General features: G+C 54.5%; 18 protein-coding genes and 2 tRNA genes. 8 read left to right on the top strand and 12 right to left on the bottom strand.

Features of this window, described 5'->3' with window-relative positions:
• Window positions 1-6: 6 nt before the first annotated feature.
• The gene (locus OSB_RS08820) at window positions 7-2700 is read left to right on the top strand and encodes a beta strand repeat-containing protein (RefSeq protein WP_049834641.1); all 2694 of its coding nucleotides are present in this window, start codon (window positions 7-9) and stop codon (window positions 2698-2700) included.
• Between the two features lie 680 nt (window positions 2701-3380).
• Here the strand turns inward: OSB_RS08820 and OSB_RS08815 are convergent.
• Together OSB_RS08815 and OSB_RS08810 are read right to left on the bottom strand one after the other, a co-directional pair.
• Window positions 3381-3455, bottom strand: a tRNA-Asn gene (locus OSB_RS08815).
• A 64-nt stretch (window positions 3456-3519) separates the two neighbouring features.
• On the bottom strand, window positions 3520-4419 hold the full coding sequence (locus tag OSB_RS08810) for an MBL fold metallo-hydrolase (protein ID WP_049834640.1): 900 nt from the start codon (window positions 4417-4419) through the stop codon (window positions 3520-3522).
• A gap of 53 nt (window positions 4420-4472) precedes the next feature.
• Here OSB_RS08810 and OSB_RS08805 point away from each other — a divergent pair, with 53 nt between their 5' ends.
• On the top strand, window positions 4473-5789 hold the full coding sequence (locus tag OSB_RS08805; protein WP_049834639.1) for an ATP-binding protein: 1317 nt from the start codon (window positions 4473-4475) through the stop codon (window positions 5787-5789).
• Between the two features lie 112 nt (window positions 5790-5901).
• Here the strand turns inward: OSB_RS08805 and OSB_RS08800 are convergent.
• A tRNA-Ile gene (locus OSB_RS08800) sits at window positions 5902-5978 on the bottom strand.
• 125 nt (window positions 5979-6103) lie between these two features.
• Here OSB_RS08800 and OSB_RS08795 point away from each other — a divergent pair.
• Entirely contained in the window at window positions 6104-6334 is a 231-nt protein-coding gene (locus OSB_RS08795) for a hypothetical protein (RefSeq protein WP_049834638.1), read from the top strand.
• A gap of 2 nt (window positions 6335-6336) precedes the next feature.
• Here OSB_RS08795 and OSB_RS08790 read toward each other — a convergent pair whose 3' ends face one another.
• Window positions 6337-7245: a sterol desaturase family protein gene (locus OSB_RS08790; protein ID WP_049834637.1), complete on the bottom strand. Its 909-nt coding sequence runs from the start codon at window positions 7243-7245 to the stop codon at window positions 6337-6339.
• A 122-nt stretch (window positions 7246-7367) separates the two neighbouring features.
• Between OSB_RS08790 and purM the strand changes: the two genes are divergently transcribed.
• Window positions 7368-8420, top strand: coding sequence for a phosphoribosylformylglycinamidine cyclo-ligase (gene purM, locus OSB_RS08785; RefSeq protein ID WP_049834636.1), 1053 nt, complete (start codon window positions 7368-7370; stop codon window positions 8418-8420).
• On the top strand, window positions 8417-9007 hold the full coding sequence (purN, locus tag OSB_RS08780) for a phosphoribosylglycinamide formyltransferase (protein ID WP_049834635.1): 591 nt from the start codon (window positions 8417-8419) through the stop codon (window positions 9005-9007). Before purM ends, purN begins: the two co-directional genes overlap by 4 nt.
• On the opposite strand, the gene OSB_RS08775 is transcribed toward purN, so the two are convergent.
• Complete coding sequence (locus OSB_RS08775; RefSeq protein WP_158454109.1) at window positions 9004-10002, bottom strand: Hint domain-containing protein; 999 nt, start codon at window positions 10000-10002, stop codon at window positions 9004-9006. The two genes, purN and OSB_RS08775, sit on opposite strands and share 4 nt — an antisense overlap.
• Window positions 10003-10204: 202 nt before the next feature.
• Between OSB_RS08775 and rnd the strand changes: the two genes are divergently transcribed.
• Window positions 10205-11362 (top strand): ribonuclease D, encoded by a 1158-nt coding sequence (rnd, locus tag OSB_RS08770; RefSeq protein ID WP_049834633.1) that lies wholly within the window; start codon window positions 10205-10207, stop codon window positions 11360-11362.
• Between the two features lie 7 nt (window positions 11363-11369).
• Here rnd and OSB_RS08765 read toward each other — a convergent pair whose 3' ends face one another.
• A complete protein-coding gene (locus OSB_RS08765) occupies window positions 11370-11855 on the bottom strand; it encodes a hypothetical protein (protein ID WP_049834632.1) in 486 nt (161 codons plus the stop codon).
• A 120-nt stretch (window positions 11856-11975) separates the two neighbouring features.
• Here OSB_RS08765 and OSB_RS08760 point away from each other — a divergent pair, with 120 nt between their 5' ends.
• Window positions 11976-12377 carry a SufE family protein gene (locus OSB_RS08760; protein WP_049834631.1) on the top strand — a complete coding sequence of 134 codons (402 nt, stop codon included), beginning with the start codon at window positions 11976-11978 and terminating at the stop codon, window positions 12375-12377.
• Here OSB_RS08760 and OSB_RS08755 read toward each other — a convergent pair.
• The 6 genes from OSB_RS08755 to OSB_RS08730 form a co-directional block, all read right to left on the bottom strand.
• The gene (locus OSB_RS08755; RefSeq protein ID WP_049834630.1) at window positions 12374-12991 is read right to left on the bottom strand and encodes a DUF1638 domain-containing protein; all 618 of its coding nucleotides are present in this window, start codon (window positions 12989-12991) and stop codon (window positions 12374-12376) included. The genes OSB_RS08760 and OSB_RS08755 overlap by 4 nt on opposite strands.
• Window positions 12984-13589, bottom strand: coding sequence for a glutathione S-transferase family protein (locus OSB_RS08750; protein WP_049836106.1), 606 nt, complete (start codon window positions 13587-13589; stop codon window positions 12984-12986). The genes OSB_RS08755 and OSB_RS08750 overlap by 8 nt, the downstream gene beginning before the upstream one ends.
• 77 nt (window positions 13590-13666) lie before the next feature.
• Window positions 13667-14371 carry a corrinoid protein gene (locus tag OSB_RS08745; RefSeq protein WP_049834629.1) on the bottom strand — a complete coding sequence of 235 codons (705 nt, stop codon included), beginning with the start codon at window positions 14369-14371 and terminating at the stop codon, window positions 13667-13669.
• Window positions 14372-14525: 154 nt separating this feature from the next.
• Window positions 14526-15554, bottom strand: coding sequence for a betaine--homocysteine S-methyltransferase (gene bmt / locus OSB_RS08740; protein WP_049834628.1), 1029 nt, complete (start codon window positions 15552-15554; stop codon window positions 14526-14528).
• Complete coding sequence (locus OSB_RS08735) at window positions 15523-17403, bottom strand: phosphatidylglycerol lysyltransferase domain-containing protein (protein WP_158454108.1); 1881 nt, start codon at window positions 17401-17403, stop codon at window positions 15523-15525. The genes bmt and OSB_RS08735 overlap by 32 nt, the downstream gene beginning before the upstream one ends.
• Before the next feature lie 153 nt (window positions 17404-17556).
• The gene (locus tag OSB_RS08730; RefSeq protein WP_049834626.1) at window positions 17557-17871 is read right to left on the bottom strand and encodes a DUF1476 domain-containing protein; all 315 of its coding nucleotides are present in this window, start codon (window positions 17869-17871) and stop codon (window positions 17557-17559) included.
• 140 nt (window positions 17872-18011) lie between these two features.
• Here OSB_RS08730 and purC point away from each other — a divergent pair, with 140 nt between their 5' ends.
• Complete coding sequence (purC, locus tag OSB_RS08725; RefSeq protein ID WP_049834625.1) at window positions 18012-18773, top strand: phosphoribosylaminoimidazolesuccinocarboxamide synthase; 762 nt, start codon at window positions 18012-18014, stop codon at window positions 18771-18773.
• Window positions 18774-18790: the final 17 nt, after the last annotated feature.

Genomic DNA, 18790 nt, shown 5'->3' with positions numbered 1-18790 from the left:
TTTATGATGGCTACGATTACTGCTGCAACTGGAAGTGTTCTGCCTGATAACCGGAATTTTGACGTGGATATTGATGTTGTTTTGACGTCAAGCTCGTCGACATATGAATGGACAACTTTTGACGGAAGTCGAATTACCCTTGTGGGGGCCTTTACCTACCCCGGCGCAGACCCGACGGGCAGCGTCGCCCAGATACTAATCGATACTGAAAATGACGGTGACACTGACCTCACCATCGCGTTTTCGTCGTTGCAGCCGATATTGGCTGACTTGATAAGCGGGAATGACGATTTATTTTGGACGGCTGCGTTTTCACAGGACAATACATTCAACATTGGCGGCGACGCCGTAGATTTTTCCTTTGGACCATACACCCCATTTGAGGGTCATGTGGGGTCGAACGATACAGGCACGCTCACCGGCAGCGGTGATTACCATCTTGACGGCGAGTTTGTCCGTGACGGTTTTGTTGGTGGCAATGATGTCGTTACTATTGATGCTCTCGATCCAAACTTAAGTATTACTGTGAATGGTGAAGGCTTGGTTACTTTTTCGATTGGGGAAATTACCGGTGGTAATGATGAAATCACAGACATCAGCGCCGCTGGCGCCGGGAATGTCACTATCCGCGGCGACTTCAGTAGTAGTCAGATGCATACGATTTACGGGGGTGATGACATTCTCACCGGCACCAATCGTGAGGTCACTTTAACTGGTGACGTACGTTGGCTCTACGGTAATGCCACCATACTCAATGCTGGTGACGACATACTGAACGGCAGCAGTGAAGACGACGCCCTGTACGGTGATTTCGAATATTCCAATTCTTCTGGCGTTATCGTGAATGGAGGTAACGACATTCTCAATGGCCACGGTGGAGATGATGTTCTCTACGGTGATCACGGTTACTCTTCGAGTGGCGCGAATGGGGCGGTCTATTCCGCTGGCAATGACACACTAGACGGCGGAGTGGGTGAAGACACCCTCTATGGCCAATATGGTAATGATGTACTCAACGGTGGCGCGAACAACGACACCCTCTACGGTGGTGTCGGTGATGATACGATTGACGGCGACGGAGGGCGGGATACGGCCGATTTTTCGCAGAGTCTGTTTGGGGTCACGGTCACCCTTGCCGAAGGCGCGGTCGATGGAAGTGCAGTCGGCAACGGCACCGATATTATACGCGATATCGAGAACGTCGTGGGGACCTCAGTCAACGACGTTTTTACGGGGAACTCCGGCAACAATGTCTTCACGGGCGGCGAGGGTAATGACACTTTGGATGGCGGTGTTGGTAACGATACGGCGTCCTATGAAACGGCTGGTTCTGGGGTCACCGTTGACTTGTCCATTCAAGGATCGCAGCAATCAACGGGCGGTGCAGGTGACGACACGTTGATCAACATCGAGCGTTTGATCGGATCCCAGTATGATGACATCTTGTTCGGCAACGGCAGCGACAACGCCATTGATGGTGGTGATGGCGACGACATCATTCTTGTCTCCAGCAGCACTACAAGCTTTCCCGTGCCCGGCACGAACCAGTTCGACGGCGGCGCCGGAAATGATATTATTGGGTTTTCATTGACAGGTGTGGGTCAAGGCAATCTAGGCAGCAACCACGAAATGTCCGGCGGCAGCGGCGTCGATACATTCGTGTTTGAAACCTACTCTTCTGATTACGATGTCGATCTGGAAGGTGAGAGCTTCTACACCGTGAGTGGCACCTACATCGCCGACCTTTTTGAGTTCGAAAACATTTCAGCCGGTGGTGGCGAGGACGTACTGAGAGGCGATAACGCGGTCAACGACATTGATGGCAATGAAGGCGACGACACAATCGAAGGCCGCGGCGGAAGCGACGTCCTCGACGGTGGCGGTAACAGTGCCGTGGGAGACACGTTGTCCTACTCCACCTCGTCATCGGGTGTGTCCGTAAACATGACCACCGGAGCGGCCAGCGGAGGCGATGCGACGGGAGATGTGTTCACCGGTTTTGAGAACCTCGAGGGATCGTCTAACGCGGACACGCTAGAAGGCGACGCAGGCGCGAACGCTATCGATGGCGGCGACGGGACCGACACGGTCACCTTTACCAGCACCACAGGGCGGGTGATTGTTGATCTGCAAATCAACGCGCTGAACTTTGGGTTCGCGGTGGGGGACACGTACACCGATGTCGAGGTGTTCGAAGGTTCAAACTGGAACGACCAGCTGCGGGGCGACACAGCCGACAATATCTTCTACGGCGGCAACTTCACTGACCGGCTCTACGGGCGCGGTGGCGATGACACGTTGTTGGGCGAGGCCGGGGCCGACGCGATCTATGGAAATGCGGGCGTTGATACCATGACTGGAGGCGACGACACGTTGCGCGATCGCTTCATCTACTTCAATACCGTCGAGTCGGGTGTGGGCACGGGCAATCGCGATATCATCACCGACTTCACATCTGGCGAAGACCGGATCGAGATCAGCCGTTTTGACGCCAACTCCGTGGGTGGCGGTGGCAACGACGTGTTCGACTTTATCCAAGACACCGCGTTCTCAAACACCGCAGGCGAACTTCGTTTCGAACAAGACGCCGCGATGGGGACTACCGTGATACAAGCCGACCTCGACGGCGACGGCACGGCGGATTTCGAGATTGAGCTGACCGGATTGGTTGATTTGGAGTCCACCGACTTCCTGCTCTAAAATGGATTTTGACTTGAGGCACCCCAAGTTTTCCAGATACCAGCCTTTTCAAATTGCTCTGTCCTGAGTCAATTTCGGTCGATCACGGCATGCCGTTGTTTATGTGGATGCGGTTTGAGTCATAAGACGTCTCTATGCAATCGAACACGCCCTGCCGTGCGGCATCGCCCGTTGGCTTAAACTAAGTCATAGAACCGCAAGGGCCGATTGCAGTATGTTGTCTCTCTGATGCCGACGCTGGGACGGGCCAATGCAACAGCTTGTCGGCTTGGCCTTAGATGTTAGGTATTTCCTTGAAGTTCGGGGCCAGCTCTGCATTCTCAATGATGCATTAATCTGATACGTGCTTGCTCTGTGTTATGGTGCTGTTTCTCCAGAAGGAGGGCGTGAAATCCAAACCAACAACGACCGTTCAAACCTGGCGTGCGTCCGCCGACTTTAAACTTGCAGACCGGAAGGTTCGCTTCTTCCCGCTTAGCTGACCTTGGAACAGACTACAGCGAAAGTCAGCTATCTGCCCCATTGCGAGCGCTTATCCGACTTTAAAGGCGCAGCTCTGTGGCAGGCGTGCAACGCCAATCATATGACATACCTTGCTTCCGTAGTGCTTGCGCACATACATACCGATACAGTTCACATAGCCTGAATTGCGTTTAAGTATTTGTTTTTATTTAGTAATGTGGCTCCGGCGGTAGGGATCGAACCTACGACAAATTGATTAACAGTCAACTGCTCTACCGCTGAGCTACGCCGGAAAACCAAGGTCCGTATAGCCACGAGATTCTGGCGCGTCTAGGGGGGTTGAAAGGTTTTTTCGCTTCACGTCAGGACAAATTGCGCTGAGGCTGAAAGCGGGCCTATTGATGCGGCTTTTTCGCGTTGGATGAGGTCCACAAGATGGGCCAGCACATTGCGTTGCGCCATTGGAAGTAAGGGCTTTGGGATGTCGTGGTAGATACGGTTGGTTAATTCAACCGATGTTGCGGGGCCGTTGTCTAGCGCGGTGAGAATCTCTGCCTCGCGGGTCAAACGGTGGGAAACGAGGTCTGCGAGGCGCGATTGAGCATCAAAAATCGGCGCGCCGTGGGCAGAATAGGCGCGAGTCATCGCCGTTTTCGAAAGTGCAGCGCAAGACGCCATAAAATCCGTAAGATCACCATCTGGCGGCGAGACAAGCGAGCTGGCCCAACCCATCAAGTGATCACCAGTAAAGGCGGCGTTGCCCCACAGAAAGCTGAGATGATTCCCGAAGTGTCCCGGTGTGTGGCACGCGGTGAGCGTCCAAGCGTCTCCGTCGATAACCTCACCGTCGGTCAACAAAATATCTGGTGTGAAGTCATGGTCGACACCTTCGCCACCACCCATCTCACCTGATGCCGCGAGAGTTTTCATAATCTTCGAACGGCCAGCATAACTATCACCAAAGGCATAGATCGGCGCAGCGGTCTTTTCGGACAGTGCGCGGGCGAGGGGGGAATGGTCCAAATGGCTATGTGTCACGAGGATATGACTAACCGGGCGGCCATCAATTGCGGCTATTAATGCTGCAAGGTGTTCGTCGTCCAAGGGGCCAGGATCGATCACTGCAAGGTTATTTTTTCCGAGAAGGTAGGTGTTCGTCCCCCTGTAGGTCATCGGGGACGGATTCGGGGCCAACACGCAAGACAATCCGTCTTCCAATTGGACCGGAACTCCGGCCTTTGGCGCCTCATTGCTCATACTGCGTTCCCTTGTCTGCCATTTCGCATTAGCTTCGCGTTATGGCTTATCGCATGTCTTTCAAATGGCTCAAACATTACATGCCGCGTTCCCTTTATGGGCGGGCGGCGCTGATCCTTGTTTTGCCGGTCGTCACCCTGCAATTGGTCATTTCTATTGGCATTGTTCAACGCCATTTCGAAAAAGTTACAGAGCAGATGACGCGCTCTGTGTCGCTGGATTTGCAGTATGTGCAAGATGCGGTGAACGCGTCACCGGATTTGACAGACCTAATGGCGGTTGAGGAACGCGTTGCAACGCCGCTGGGGTTAACACTGACCGTCCCTGCGTCTGGCATGCCGACATCAGGCGAACGCCGTTGGTTTGACCTAACGGGGGGCGTGGTTGAGCGAACGTTGCACGAAACCATGAGCGAGCTTGGCCCTGTTGTACTTCCAAATACCAGCAGGGTTGAGTTGTGGTTTGACAGCGCACACGGACCGATGTTGATTGAATTTCAACGGTGGCGTGTGTCTGCGTCCAACCCCCACCAACTGTTGGTTTGGCTGATCGTGCTTGGCGCATTGATGACGTTGATTGCCTATTTTTACCTGCGAAATCAGTTGCGCCCGATCAAACGGCTTGCGGCGGCGTCCACCGAGTACGGACGCGGACATGTCGTGCCCTATCACCCCGCGGGCGCAAACGAGGTTCGCGCGGCGGGTCACGCATTCTTAGATATGCGCAACCGGATTGAGCGCCAAACCCATACCAGAACGATGATGTTGTCAGGTGTAAGCCATGATTTACGCACGCCGCTGACGCGGCTTCGGCTTGGCTTGGGGATGATGGATGAAGACGAGGCTGCGCCATTGGTGCGCGATGTCGATGATATGCAGGGGCTGCTTGATGCATTCCTTGATTTTGCCCGTGGTGATGCCGAGGGCGAGGCGGAAATGGTGGATCCGATCGCACTTGCAGCGACCATTCTGGCTGACGGCGAACGTATGGGGCAGGCGGTTACGGCCGGGGTCATGGAAGGCGGAGGCGAAGTGGCGCTTCGGCCGCTTGCGATCCGACGCGCGCTTGAAAACCTTATTGGCAATGCGCTGCGCTATGCCAGCAATGCCCGTCTGACGGTTTCGATGACGCCAAAAGCGCTGGTGTTTTGTGTTGAAGACGACGGTCCGGGCATTCCAGCTGAGCAACGAGAAGACGCCGTGCGTCCATTCACACGCCTTGATCCTGCGCGCAACCAAGACCGAGGCACTGGTGTTGGGCTTGGCTTGGCGATTGTCGAAGATATTGCACGCGCGCATGGTGGGCTGCTGCGCCTTGGCGAAAGCGCGGACATGGGCGGATTGAAGGCAGAAATCGTTTTGGCGCGTTGATACGAATTGGCGCTGAACCGGAATTAGATGCGTTTGCGGAAACGGCACCGTGAGTTTGCCTTGCAAAAGCGCCACGTCCTGATCCGCGAATTTGCCTTTGCAAATTGCGCGGTGGTAGGCCCGGTAGGACTCGAACCTACGACCAAAGCGTTATGAGCGCTCTGCTCTAACCAACTGAGCTACAGGCCCGCCGAAAACAGGTGCTACCAGACAGAGACGGCTGGTCAAGTGTTTCGCCCCGTTTCAAAAAACATCTTTGGAATAAATGACTTTGAACCTATGGTTTGGATATTAAAAATTTTTGGGGAAAAATTATGAAGACAATTTTCTTAAGCGCTCTTTCAATGGGCTTCGCAACATCGGCTTTTGCCGGCGCACCCGTTTCGACACCAACCGCGTCTAGCGGTGGTGCAGATGGGGCTGTGATCCTCTTGCTGTTGGTCGGGGCTGTGTTGCTTATTAATGGGGTCAACCAGAGCTCAGATCGCGCGAAAGCGCCTGAAGCCGACGCGGATGACGACGATGATCTCATCATGAGGTTCTGATTCTAGCGCGCTGACCGAAACACGCGGCGCAATGGATCTAGTAGAATGGGGCCAAGCCGGTGCGTCATCAAGGGCGCGTCGGCTTTGTCTGTTAGACCAAAGGTCACAACCTCTTTTTCGCGAATTATATAGAGGGTCCCGAAAATCCAATCCCAAACAGCTAAGACCTGCCCGTAGTTGCGGTTGAAGTGGCGTGGCTTAACGGAATGGTGAATTTGATGTTGTGCAGGGGAGATGATCAATCGCTCAATGATTGGCCCGAAGCTGACCCAGATGTGGGAGTGGTGAAAATTGGAGACGGTCAAGTTGGATAAGATCACAAAGGCATTCACACCAGCGATTTCATACAGGCTGAGGTCTGGGCTGAACGCGCCAACTAAAACGCCAAACACAACTCCGAAAATGACAGTTGCCATCGCTGTCGTGACCATCTGGGCGACAGGATGCGTGCGGTAGGCGGTTAACGGCGTCAGAACAGAGGCGCTGTGATGAACAGCGTGTAATGGCCACAAGACCCTTGAGCCGTGATGAATGCGGTGAATCCAATACGACGTGAAGTCCGTTATCACAAAGACCAACCCTGCAAGTACCAACGGCGAGAGGCTGAAACCCGACAACGCGGGATGCTGGATCATCTCCGCGACCCAAGTGGCCACAACAGGTACAGCTGCAAACCGCGCAAATAGGCCAAACAAGGACAAAAGCCGATTGATGACGATGAGCGCCACATCCACCCGAATGGATCTGTGCGACCAGATTTCGCGCGGGATTAAGAATGCGATGAAGCTGCCTTTCTCGCGGCGCACTAAGTAAACCAACGCTGTGAACAGAACGAAACATCCCAGGTAGATCGGGGAGAGCGCTTCATTGAGTGCAAAGGTATCACGGATGAACGTGGTCAAGAATTCCATGCTCTAGTGATGATGATCTAGGCGGTGCTGGTCAAGAAATTGAATACTGCTGCGCAGGGTAGTTGCTCGCAAGGGGGCTTTGAGGTATCGCGCAGGGCAAGGCGACCTAGGGGACAAAGCAGATGAGCGATACGAGCAAAACTGGACTGACATATGCGGATGCTGGCGTTGATATCGACGCAGGTAACACGCTGGTAGAACGCATTAAGCCGGCAGCTAAACGCACCACGCGACCCGGTGTTATGGCAGGGCTTGGCGGCTTTGGCGCGATGTTTGATTTGAAAGGCGCTGGTTATAGCGATCCGATCCTTGTGGGGGCGACGGACGGTGTCGGTACCAAACTGCGCATCGCCATTGATACGGGTAACGTCGACGGCGTTGGGATTGATCTTGTTGCCATGTGCGTCAACGATCTGGTTTGCCAAGGCGCTGAGCCGCTGTTTTTCCTAGACTATTTCGCGACTGGCAAGCTTGAACTTGAACAAGCAACACGCATCATCAACGGCATCGCTAAGGGCTGTGAGCTGTCTGGTTGTGCATTGATTGGCGGCGAAACGGCGGAAATGCCCGGCATGTACCCTGAAGGTGATTTCGACCTTGCTGGCTTCAGCGTTGGTGCGATGGAACGTGGCGCTGATCTGCCTGCGGGTGTTGAAGAGGGTGACGTTTTGGTCGGCATTACGTCCAATGGTGTGCATTCTAACGGCTATTCTTTGGTCCGTGCGATTGTTGAAAAATCCGGTCTTGGCTGGGGCGACGACTGTCCTTGGGGTGCTGGTACATTGGGGGAAGCTCTGCTTGCGCCAACGACACTTTACGTAAAAGGCTGCGTTGCGGCACTGAAAGATGAGGGCGCTGTTCACGCGTTTGCCCACATTACGGGCGGTGGCTTGACCGAAAACCTGCCGCGCGTCTTGCCTGAAGGGCTTGGTGCGAACGTCGAACTGAATGCATGGCCTTTGCCACCCGTGTTCAAATGGTTGGCTGAGCAGGGCGGCTTGGATGAAGCTGAAATGCTTAAGACCTTCAACTGCGGGATGGGCATGGTCGCTGTTGTGAAGCGCGACAAAGCGCAGGCCATCGGCAACACCTTTGAAGCCGCAGGCCACAGCGTGGCAGTAATCGGTGAGATCGTTGCGGGCGAGGGCGTCAGCTACACAGGCTCATTGGTATGAGCAAACGGGTTGCCATCCTGATTTCGGGTGGTGGCTCGAATATGGTGGCGCTTGCGCAAAGCATGGTTGGCGATCATCCGGCGCGTCCGGTGGTCGTGATTTCAAATGATCCTAATGCCGGCGGGCTTGCGAAAGCGCGTGACCTTGGGATTGCGACGGCTGCTGTCGATCATCGTGATTATCCTAATGATCGTAGTGCCTTCGAGGAAGTTCTTCATAAAACGCTTGAGGGTTATCAGCCTGATATCGTCTGCCTTGCGGGGTTCATGCGCATCCTGACAGAAGGCTTCACTGCGCGTTATGAAGGGCGGATGTTAAACATTCATCCGTCGCTGTTGCCCAAGTACAAAGGCCTACACACCCATGCGCGTGCGCTTGAGGCGGGGGATAATGAACACGGTTGTAGCGTCCATGAAGTGACCGCCGCGTTGGATGACGGACCTGTTCTAGGCCAAGCACGTATCGCGATTGAAGAGGGTGATACGCCAGAAACCCTCGCCAGTCGTTTGCTTCCATTGGAACATAAATTGTACCCAGCTGTTTTGCGCAGCTTTGCAGCGAATGACAAAACGCCGATACGTTTCTAGCCAATCTGTAAAAGTTCACCTTCCCAACGTCGCAAACACGCGTGGGCAATTGGGCTTGGTTCATTGACTTGAAGCTCTGGGAACAGGGTTAGAACTTCGGCTTTGGATGCGCGATCTAGGGATGACATTGTCATCGCCCCGAGATGTAAGCTCTCGGAGGGGATGCCCTCAGCATAGATGACCTCGTGTTGATCAAAGCTCATGTGGACGTAGGTGACTTCGTCGCATGGTGCACTGCGAATGGTGGAATCGTTCGTGAGGTGCTTGGCCGCAACAAAAACCTGCGGTTCACCGAAATACATCTCGCTGCGCCAGTCATTCACGAGCATGCGGTGTTGCGGTGAAACATATAGGTTGCGATAATTGCCCAATGCTCCTGCGCGGATCAAGATTGGTGCCATGTCCGCCCGTCCGCTGATCTTGCGGTTTCCGATCCATCGAATTGGCTGGAACCCGTTGTCCATTGTGCGCACAAGATCACCAATGGTCAGTGATTCAACCGCGATTGGCCCTGCATCTGTTTCAATCAATGTACCCTTTGCAAAGCAAGGAAATACGGGTGGGGTTGTCGACAGGCTTGAAAACTCAAACTCTTGATAGCGGGTCGGGCTAATGCCGGGGCCAATTTGGTGATCGCCGGTTGAGATTCCGTCTAAGTCTATTACCAAGCCGGTGTCGCCCACGCCGTCAAAGATAAAGTGATCAGCCGACGTTGCGCGCCCATTGTAGGCGTCGGGATCTGACAGTTGGCTTGTGTATATTGGTGTGGGGGGGGCGGTGTCGGGGTAGGCATAAACCGTAACGATCATGCCGTACTCGAACCCAGTGTCCGAACCACTTACGCCCGAAATCTCTATCCGGAACACGTCAGTCGATGAGCCAAGCGGATTTGTGTCGCCAAGGATGACCTTGGTTCCATTGCTTTTACCGCTGACAGAAACAGAGTTGTAAAACCCAATCTCATCGCCCGTGACGTATAGTTCCAGAGTGGCCACCGAAGTGCCGCCTTTGACCAGTCCCCCCCGGGCAAGCGTCATCACTTTGATGTTCGATTGTTTTCAGATCAACCCAATTACAACCGTTTGGCGAAGATTGTGTCTGTTTTGCACCCTTATGTGGGCTTTAACTTAGGTGGCCGTTCCCCTAGATTGGCGCAAGAAGCGGGTGACCCCGCATTAGCCAAATGAACAGGCCCAGATGAAGACCATCACAACGACGACCGAGCTTGCCGCGTATTGCGCCGAGGCCTCTAAATATCCTTACGTGACCGTGGACACCGAATTCCTGCGCGAACGGACCTATTATTCCAAACTTTGCCTGATCCAACTGGCCTATGCGGGTGATGGAAATGATGACGCAGTTTTGGTTGATCCGCTGTCTGATGGGCTTGACCTGGCACCGCTTTATGCGCTTTTCCAAGATGAAAACGTGGTTAAGGTTTTCCACGCTGCCCGCCAAGACCTTGAGATTTTTTATATTGATCAAGGTGTTATTCCCGCGCCGTTGTTCGACACGCAGGTCGCTGCGATGGTTTGCGGGTTTGGTGAACAGGCCGGCTATGAAACGCTGGTACGCAAAATCGCTAAGGATTCCGTTGATAAGTCTTCGCGCTTTACCGATTGGTCGCGCCGTCCACTGACGGATGCACAGCAAACCTATGCGTTGGCTGACGTGACCCATTTGCGCGTCATTTATGAATTTCTGTCCGCCCAATTAGATAAGTCTGGTCGCAAGAAGTGGGTGGCCGAAGAAATGGCCGTGCTAAACGATCCGGCCACGTACAAAGCCGACCCAGATTTGGCATGGAAGCGGGTGAAGACACGCACAAGCACGGGCAAGTTTTTGTCGATCGTACGCGAATTGGCGCGGTTCCGCGAAAACCACGCGCAATCCCGCAATATTCCGCGCAACCGCGTGTTCAAAGACGACGCCTTGGTTGAGATCGCATCGACTAAGCCCGCGTCTGAAAAAGACCTTAGCCGTTCGCGTCTTTTGCTACGCGAAGCCCGCCGTGGTGAGATTGCCGAAGGTATCTTGAATGCGGTGAAGGTTGGTTTGGCTGTCAAACCCGAAGATGCGCCGCGCGTTGATTCCAACCGTGAGAAACTTCAGGTGAACCCTGCTTTGGCAGACATGCTACGCGTTCTGGTTAAATCCGCCGCGGACACTGAGGGTGTGGCCCAAAAGTTGATCGCCAACAGCGCTGATCTGGATGCGATTGCAGGCGGAATTCGCGATGTCGCAGCCCTTCGTGGGTGGCGCAAAGAGGTGTTCGGCGACGATGCCATGCGCCTTTGCAATGGCGAGATCGGCTTGGCCGTAAAGGGCGAAAAGGTCGTTACGTTTACGCTATAAAAGGTGTTTAACGGCCAGATGTTCGCGCGTTTGTAGCCGCTTGAACGCGAACTGTGCGGATGCCTGAAAGGTCAATACTATCAATGACGTAAGCTGCGCTGATTTGGCGAGAGCGCGTTGTGCCCGGCACTTCTAGGCGGTTCGGTGTTTGGGCGCGGAACTCAAGCATAAGAACCCCGTTTTCAACTCCGCGGCTGACTAGTTCCGCATTAAAGAAGCCCTGCGTTTCAGCAACGCCAACCGCACGCACGATGGCACCACTTGGTGCGCGATCAACGTTGAGGGATGTAATGCTTTGAACTAGAACACGACCATCGACTGTTACGTCACGGCGACCTTCTGGAATAAGTGGGCGAACCTCACTTGGCTCGGCCACGGCGACCTCAGAGCTGTTCCCAAACCAGTTAAAAGGATTGAACCGGCTTTCGGAAATCCGTGCGCAGCCCGAAAGCGTGAGCAGAACAGCGGTGCCTAAAAGTGTTGCGCGCAGCATGTGTCAGTCCCTTTGGTCTTGGTTGGTACGTCTTGCTAGCCCAAAGTTGCGTGTATGAAAAGCGGGCACTGGACGTTTGGCGGGGTGGGGCCTAAGTCAGGAGCAAGATAGGGGATTACTATGGCCACGACCGCCTTTGAAGATATTGCTGAAACGTTCGAGTTTCTGGATGATTGGGAAGACCGGTATGCGCATGTCATCGACATGGGCCGCGAGATGCCGCCGCTTGATGACGCGTTCAAAGTTCCCGCGACCAAGGTTGATGGCTGTGCATCACAGGTTTGGCTGGTTCCCAAGGTCGATGACGGCGTGTTCACGTTCCAAGGCGCAAGTGACGCAATGATCGTCAGCGGGCTCATCGCGATTTTGCATGCATTGTATAACGGACTGCCTGTGAATGAGGTTGCTGGCGTTGATGCGCGGGCGGAATTCGAACGTCTTGGACTGAATGACCATTTGTCGGCGCAGCGGTCCAACGGATTGCGCGCAATGATTGAGCGGATTCGGAGCGTTACTGCTTAACGAACTGCGGCAAGCGACGTTTCAAGATCACCATAGCCAGTCAGGCGACGCTCAAACTTGAGCCCAAGGCGTTCTGCGTGTTTCTTGGCCAGCTCAGTCAGGGCCGGGTCGTCTGTTTGGGCCTGATAGACCATCTTTTCATAATTGCCGAAGTACATATCGCGAAGATCGGGGTGGCGATCCATGCCGAGCGGTTTCCAAATAAACGCGTCAAACTGGCGGACGGAAAAGTCTGTTAGGTAGAATGCTGTCATCTCGCCCAGTTCTTCAAACGCGGCATTGCCCTCAAAGAAACTATAGCAATGGGGGCCTTCGACCATCTGTACACCCATGCGATCGCACGCGGCCTTTAACAGCCCGCCGGTGCCGCAATCGGCGTAAACCACGTAGATGTCCTCAAAGTCATTACGGCGTTCCGCGACCATCTTTTCAACAGCACCCACGATCTTATCGGGCGTGTGGTGAAGGTTCGCGGGCAGGCAATGTAGGTGCAGATGATCCCAGCCGTTCGCTTCGTTCAGCGCGAGGATTTCACGCGCCAAGGCACCACAGGCGATCAAAAGAATGCGACCCGTTCCACGGGTCTGGTTTTGCACGATATCAGGGCTATGCATGGGCTTTGAAGACGTTTGCGACTGCTGGACGCGATGTCATGGCGGCAAAATGCGCCGCGAGTTTCGGATAGTTCGCAATGTCGACTCCATCACCCGCCAGCCAACGACATACAGTTACCAAATGAATGTCAGCGATTGAATAGGTGCCGACGAGCCATCCCGTGTCAGGCAATTGGCTTTCAACATAGGCGCAGCTGTCAGCCATTGTTTGCGGGACTTTGGCAACCATTGAAGCATGGGCCGAAGGGTCGTCAGCCCACCGTGCACCACGAAACCTATGGGCGTGATTTACATGCATCGTCGAGGCGAGATAGCTGAGCATTTCACGTACGCGGGCGCGCTCAATCGCCGCTTCGGGCATCAATTGGCCCGATAGTTCAGCGACGTATTCAAGGATCGCAGGCGTCTCGGTCAGCGGGCCAAAATCGGTGATCAAGGCGGGAACCCGTCCTTTGGGGTTCACGGCCAGAAAGGGTGCTGCGTGCTGGTCACCATCGGCAAAGCTAATCCAGCGGATGTTGTAAGGTAGATTTGCTTCTTCCAGAGAGATCTGGCTGGCAATGGCGACGGTACCCTTAGCTGCAAACAGAGTGAGCATTTCGTGCCTTTCAAATGAAAACGCGTTCGGCAGCATTGGGCCACCAAACGCGCATGTTCGTCAAGTTTGACCCTTGTTTAGGCTGTTGCACCTTGGTTGTGCTTGCGTGCCATAAACGTCTTTGCTGTTTCAACGGCCACAGCTGCGTCACGGCAATAGGCGTCCGCGCCGATGGCTTTGCCGAACTCTTCGTTCAGCGGCGCGCCGCCAACCAGAACGATCATCTCATCGCGGATGCCTTGTTCGATCATCGTGTCGATCACGACTTTCATGTAAGGCATGGTTGTGGTGAGGAGGGCGGACATGCCAAGAATATCGGGCTCTTCAGACGCAATTGCGTCGAGGTAGCTTTCAACGGCGTTGTTGATGCCAAGGTCGACAACTTCAAAGCCAGCGCCTTCCATCATCATGGACACAAGGTTCTTGCCGATGTCGTGGATGTCACCCTTAACAGTACCGATAACCATTTTACCAACACGTGGCGCACCAGTTTCTGCAAGCAGTGGCTTGAGGATGAACATGCCACCCTTCATTGCGTTCGCCGCCAGCAGCACTTCTGGCACGAACAAAATACCATCGCGGAAGTCGTGGCCAACGATTGTCATGCCGCCAACCAGCGCTTTGGTCAGAATGTCGTAAGGCACCCACTTGCGTTCAAGTAGGATATTCACAGCCTCTTCGATTTCCTCTTTGAGGCCATCGTACAGGTCATCAAACATCTGCGCGACAAGATCGTCGTCGTTCAGGTCTGCGAGGATGATGTCGTCTTCTTGGTCGGACATGAGGGAACCCTTTGAAGTGTCGTTGGTTGATTTGTGCGCAAATGTCGCAGGCGGTCTGGACCGATTGCGACACAAGTTGCGCAGACTGCGACGATCAAGCAAATGAATAGTTTGCAGAACGAAGGTGAGGGGGCTTCAGTTTCGCCTGGACTGATTAGCTGCGGCGTCGGCCACGGCGCGGTGCGCGTGTTGGTCCTGCACCATCAGTGCCATCAGATTCAGAAGAAAAACCACCCATTGCTTCGGCGATTTCTTCCAACGTTGGTGCAGCAGCTTTAGGGCGCGTTTCCAGTGCTTCGCGCATCGCCTTCAAATGTTCTGGTGTCGTGCCACAGCAGCCACCAATGATTGACGCGCCGCTATTGCGGGCAAGACAGGCGTAGTCGGCCATCAGCTCAGGTGTGCCATCATAGTGGATGTGGCCTTCAACGTATTTCGGGATGCCTGCGTTGCCTTTTGCGATGACGGGTTGTTCAGGCCCAGCCGCAGCGAACCCCAAGACAGTGCGCAACAGGTCAGATGATCCAACACCGCAGTTCGCACCGAACGCGATTGGTGGGTTTGGTAATTTTCCGACAAGCTTTACCAATTCAGCGCTGGTAAGACCCATCATTGTGCGTCCGGCTGTGTCGAAACTCATGGTGCCGCACCATGGCATGTCGGCAAGCGCAAAGGCTGCGGCGGCGGCTTTGAACTCATCGCCAGCGGAAATTGTTTCGACCCAGCACACATCTGCACCACCAGCTTTCAGCCCTTCAGCCTGCTCGTGAAACATCTCAACGGCGGAATCGAATGTCAGCGTGCCACCCATGTGGTCCATGATGTCGCCCGTTGGCCCGACAGAGCCTGCAACAACGATTTTGCGCCCAGACTTATCCGCGACTTCGCGGCCTATCTCAGCGCCGGCTTTGTTGATCTCAGACACTCGGTCTTGGCCGTCGTGCAATTTGAGGCGTGACGCGTTGCCGCCAAAAGTGTTGGTCAGGAAAATGTCGGAACCAGCATCAACCGCGCCTTGGTATAGGGCGGTGATCCGGTCTGTATGTTCAAAATTCCAAAATTCCGGAGCATCGCCAGACTGTAGCCCCATGTTGAACAGGGTCGTACCGGTTGCGCCATCAGCCAAAAGCCAATCGCGGGTTGCAAGAAGATCAGACAGGGCGTTCGGTTGAATACTGGACATTTTGACGTGCTCCTAAAGGGGTCGCACGCGCTTCGCATGTGCGTGACATCGGCGCAATTGAATAATTTTCATCATTTCGCTGAGCGGTTTTTGGGTGCGGCAAGGGCAGCGGGTAATGAATGGCATAGGCCAAGGTCGCCATTGTGAAAACAAGCTGCGTTTTGCTTGGGGCGCAAAGGTAGCGGGGGTGCCACGTTGGGGCAAAGGATTGTTTAAAGCGACGCAATCCGGCTGAGGCTTCGATCGCTCGCGTTGCGAACGGGATGTTCATTGCGGCTGAAGGGACTGCGGCCAAGGAAAGTTGATGTGCGTTGTCCTGAATTGCAGCAAGAATGCCTGCATGGACAAGCGCATGGATCGTTCCATTGGGCAAAGGCGCGCCTGACGGCAGTGCCGCGTGACGCATAAGATCAAGCGTCCACAACGGCCCTGTGTGAAAACTAACGAAGGCGACCGGGGTCGTTCCGGCATAGGCAGCAAACACACGTTGATGGCGCAGATAGTCGGGACAAAACCGCCCCATGGTATGGCCGCGTTCACCACCTGACGCACGCGCCCATCTTTGCGCGATATGGGCTAGCGACGTGGTGTCACTGACTTCGGAAATATGCAGGCCTGAGGTTGCAAAAGATTTGAGTGCGCGCCGCAATTGGCGTTTCTCAGCGCCTTGGGTAGACCAAGTGGACAGATCAATCAGTGCGTCTTCAGCGCATAAAACGGTTTGCCAACCTGCCTTGCGCGCGTGAACGGCGTGTTTTGCCGAACACTTATAGACTGCGCTTGGTGCGCCCCGTTTTTGCAAATCAGAGAAAGTAATCGTTTCGGGGAAATCCCCGAGAACCGCGCCATTCCCCCAGCAAGACAGCGTGAGGAGGGGCGCTTTCTTGTGGGGGAACACATGAGCCGTCTGCCGCGCAAGGGCGGCTTCGGGATGCTGTATAGGCCGCTGTGATGCGACGGGTGTCGGGCGGATAAGGCAAAGCAATGCGATAGCGGCAGGGAGTGCATAATAAATGGTGCGAAACGCCAGAAGTGCGGCCATTGCCGCGGCAGAATTGCTGACGGGAATAAGAGCGAGCAATGACAGATCAAACGCGCCGACGCCGCCAGGGGCGTTAGAAAGCAACCCTGCGCCAAGCGCCACAACATAGGCTGCAAATAATAGCTGGAAAGAAACCTCTTCAGGCCAAAGCACCCAAAGCGCCGCTGCCGCAAACCCTGTGTCCGCAGCTGTCGCAGAGAGTAAAACAAGGAGTGTGGAGGCCCGAACGGGTGCCGGTATCCAGCCAAGGCGGTGACCAAGGCGTGCCAAAAGCACCAATCCGAAAAGCGATGCGAGACCACCCAAAACAAGCGCATTCGAGTGAGGTATGAGACCAGAAGGCGGCACGATGAGGGCTGCAACAACGGCGAGTGCTGCCAGAAACGACAGGCTTACAGCGGCAGAAAGCCGTGCAATGGCGCTTGCGGATAGGTCCGGAAGGCAACGCCAGCGGACCAAGGCGCTTGTCACTGCGCCAAATCCCAAAGTCTGGGAAACTGCGATCGCCTTTATGCCTGCGCTACGCGCAAGGTTTGGGTGTTGGCGGGTTTGTAGAACGCGGTGCACCAAGACGTCATAGATGCCAATGGCGCGAAAGCTGAGCGCAGTGAACCCCATCGCGACGAGCCATTGCCACCACTGCAATGATCCCAGCGCGGCCCAGATTGCGGTGCTTTCCATCTGCAGTATGTGGCGCACAAACAATGCGCCGAACACGCCGAGCGCCAGTATGGGAACAGATCTCGCGATCCATCCCGTCGAGAAAGCGGAGCTTAACCCCGACGTAGAAGTTTTATCTTGTGACATGCCCATACCCCACCTCAATTTTAGCTAGACCCCACGAGGGGCAACGTAGCGGGGGAATGGTTTTCCAAACGTAAAGGCCAGCGCGTCTAACGACGGGCTGGCCCTGACTTTATCTATTGAATTAGAACGAAATTTTTATCAACCGCGACGGGTTTAAGCTTCGTTAAGCAACTGTGCTTTGGCTTCTGCCATGCATTCCGCCATTTTCGCGCGAATGGTGGCTTCATCGGATAGGTGGCCAACATCTGTGAACAGCTTGCGGTAGACGTCTTCGTGACCGGCTTCCTCGAAATCGGCTTTGATGACTTCTTTCGCGTATTCCGCAGCTTCGTCGCCTTCTTTACCCAACAGGCCAGCAGCCCAGAGGCCAACAAGCTTGTTGCGGCGGGCTTCTGCCTTGAACTGCATTTCTGCGTCATGGGCGAATTTGTTTTCAAAAGCGTTTTCGCGGTCGTCAAAAGTGGACATTTTCAGGCTCCATTTGGTGTTCATACAAGATATGCCCCTCGCAGCGCTTGCCCGCAAGGGGGGCTTGGCTTAAGAGGCGCATATCGGGCCTTTTCTGCCCTCTTTGACGTCCAAAGAGAGGGGCCTGCGCAGGAGACAGCATGGCACGTCGCAAACTGGTTTATGAAGGCAAGGCAAAGATCCTCTATGAAGGCACTGAGCCGGGCACGCTTATTCAGTATTTCAAGGATGACGCGACCGCGTTTAACGCCGAAAAGAAAGACGTAATCGACGGTAAGGGTGTTCTAAACAACCGACTGTCTGAGTTCTTTATGCTGGGTCTACAACGCATTGGCGTCCCGACCCACTTCATCAAACGCATCAACATGCGCGAACAGCTAATCCGTCAGGTTGAGATCATTCCGCTTGAAGTGATTGTGCGCAACTTTGCCGCAGGAACGATGGCCAAACGTCTTGGCATGGAAGAGGGCACACCGCTGCCGCGCCCGATTGTTGAGTTCTCTTACAAGGACGACTCACTTGGGGATCCGCTGGTGCCAGAAGAATACATCATCGCATTTGGCTGGGCTACGCAGCAGGATCTGGACGATATTGTCGCGCTCGCCCTACGAGTGAATGACTTTATGGCCGGTGTTATGCACGGGGTCGGCATCAAACTGATCGATTTCAAAATCGAGATTGGCCGCGTTTGGGACAATGATTTCATGCGCCTTGTTGTGGCAGATGAAATTAGCCCTGACAGCTGCCGTCTGTGGGACATCGAAACTGGGCGCAAGCTCGATAAGGATGTGTTCCGCCAAGACCTTGGTGATCTGGCAGACGCCTACACCGAAGTTGCAAAACGCCTTGGTGTGATGCCGTCCAATGCGACGAACATCACGAAGCCGACACTGATAAACTAACAAAGAAAGACTGCTGC

Source organism: Octadecabacter temperatus, assembly GCF_001187845.1.
GTDB lineage: Bacteria > Pseudomonadota > Alphaproteobacteria > Rhodobacterales > Rhodobacteraceae > Octadecabacter > Octadecabacter temperatus.
This window is presented reverse-complemented; position numbering and strand designations above follow the sequence as displayed.

Excerpts from the sequence above, each read along its gene's own strand:
- OSB_RS08820 (WP_049834641.1), top strand. The coding sequence starts at position 7 with ATGGCTACGATTACTGCTGCAACTGGAAGTGTTCTGCCTGATAACCGG.
- OSB_RS08810 (WP_049834640.1), bottom strand. The coding sequence starts at position 4,419 with ATGAGCAATGAGGCGCCAAAGGCCGGAGTTCCGGTCCAATTGGAAGAC.
- OSB_RS08805 (WP_049834639.1), top strand. The coding sequence starts at position 4,473 with ATGTCTTTCAAATGGCTCAAACATTACATGCCGCGTTCCCTTTATGGG.
- OSB_RS08795 (WP_049834638.1), top strand. The coding sequence starts at position 6,104 with ATGAAGACAATTTTCTTAAGCGCTCTTTCAATGGGCTTCGCAACATCG.
- OSB_RS08790 (WP_049834637.1), bottom strand. The coding sequence starts at position 7,245 with ATGGAATTCTTGACCACGTTCATCCGTGATACCTTTGCACTCAATGAA.
- purM (WP_049834636.1), top strand. The coding sequence starts at position 7,368 with ATGAGCGATACGAGCAAAACTGGACTGACATATGCGGATGCTGGCGTT.
- purN (WP_049834635.1), top strand. The coding sequence starts at position 8,417 with ATGAGCAAACGGGTTGCCATCCTGATTTCGGGTGGTGGCTCGAATATG.
- rnd (WP_049834633.1), top strand. The coding sequence starts at position 10,205 with ATGAAGACCATCACAACGACGACCGAGCTTGCCGCGTATTGCGCCGAG.
- OSB_RS08765 (WP_049834632.1), bottom strand. The coding sequence starts at position 11,855 with ATGCTGCGCGCAACACTTTTAGGCACCGCTGTTCTGCTCACGCTTTCG.
- OSB_RS08760 (WP_049834631.1), top strand. The coding sequence starts at position 11,976 with ATGGCCACGACCGCCTTTGAAGATATTGCTGAAACGTTCGAGTTTCTG.
- OSB_RS08755 (WP_049834630.1), bottom strand. The coding sequence starts at position 12,991 with ATGCATAGCCCTGATATCGTGCAAAACCAGACCCGTGGAACGGGTCGC.
- OSB_RS08750 (WP_049836106.1), bottom strand. The coding sequence starts at position 13,589 with ATGCTCACTCTGTTTGCAGCTAAGGGTACCGTCGCCATTGCCAGCCAG.
- OSB_RS08745 (WP_049834629.1), bottom strand. The coding sequence starts at position 14,371 with ATGTCCGACCAAGAAGACGACATCATCCTCGCAGACCTGAACGACGAC.
- bmt (WP_049834628.1), bottom strand. The coding sequence starts at position 15,554 with ATGTCCAGTATTCAACCGAACGCCCTGTCTGATCTTCTTGCAACCCGC.
- OSB_RS08735 (WP_158454108.1), bottom strand. The coding sequence starts at position 17,403 with ATGTCACAAGATAAAACTTCTACGTCGGGGTTAAGCTCCGCTTTCTCG.
- OSB_RS08730 (WP_049834626.1), bottom strand. The coding sequence starts at position 17,871 with ATGTCCACTTTTGACGACCGCGAAAACGCTTTTGAAAACAAATTCGCC.
- purC (WP_049834625.1), top strand. The coding sequence starts at position 18,012 with ATGGCACGTCGCAAACTGGTTTATGAAGGCAAGGCAAAGATCCTCTAT.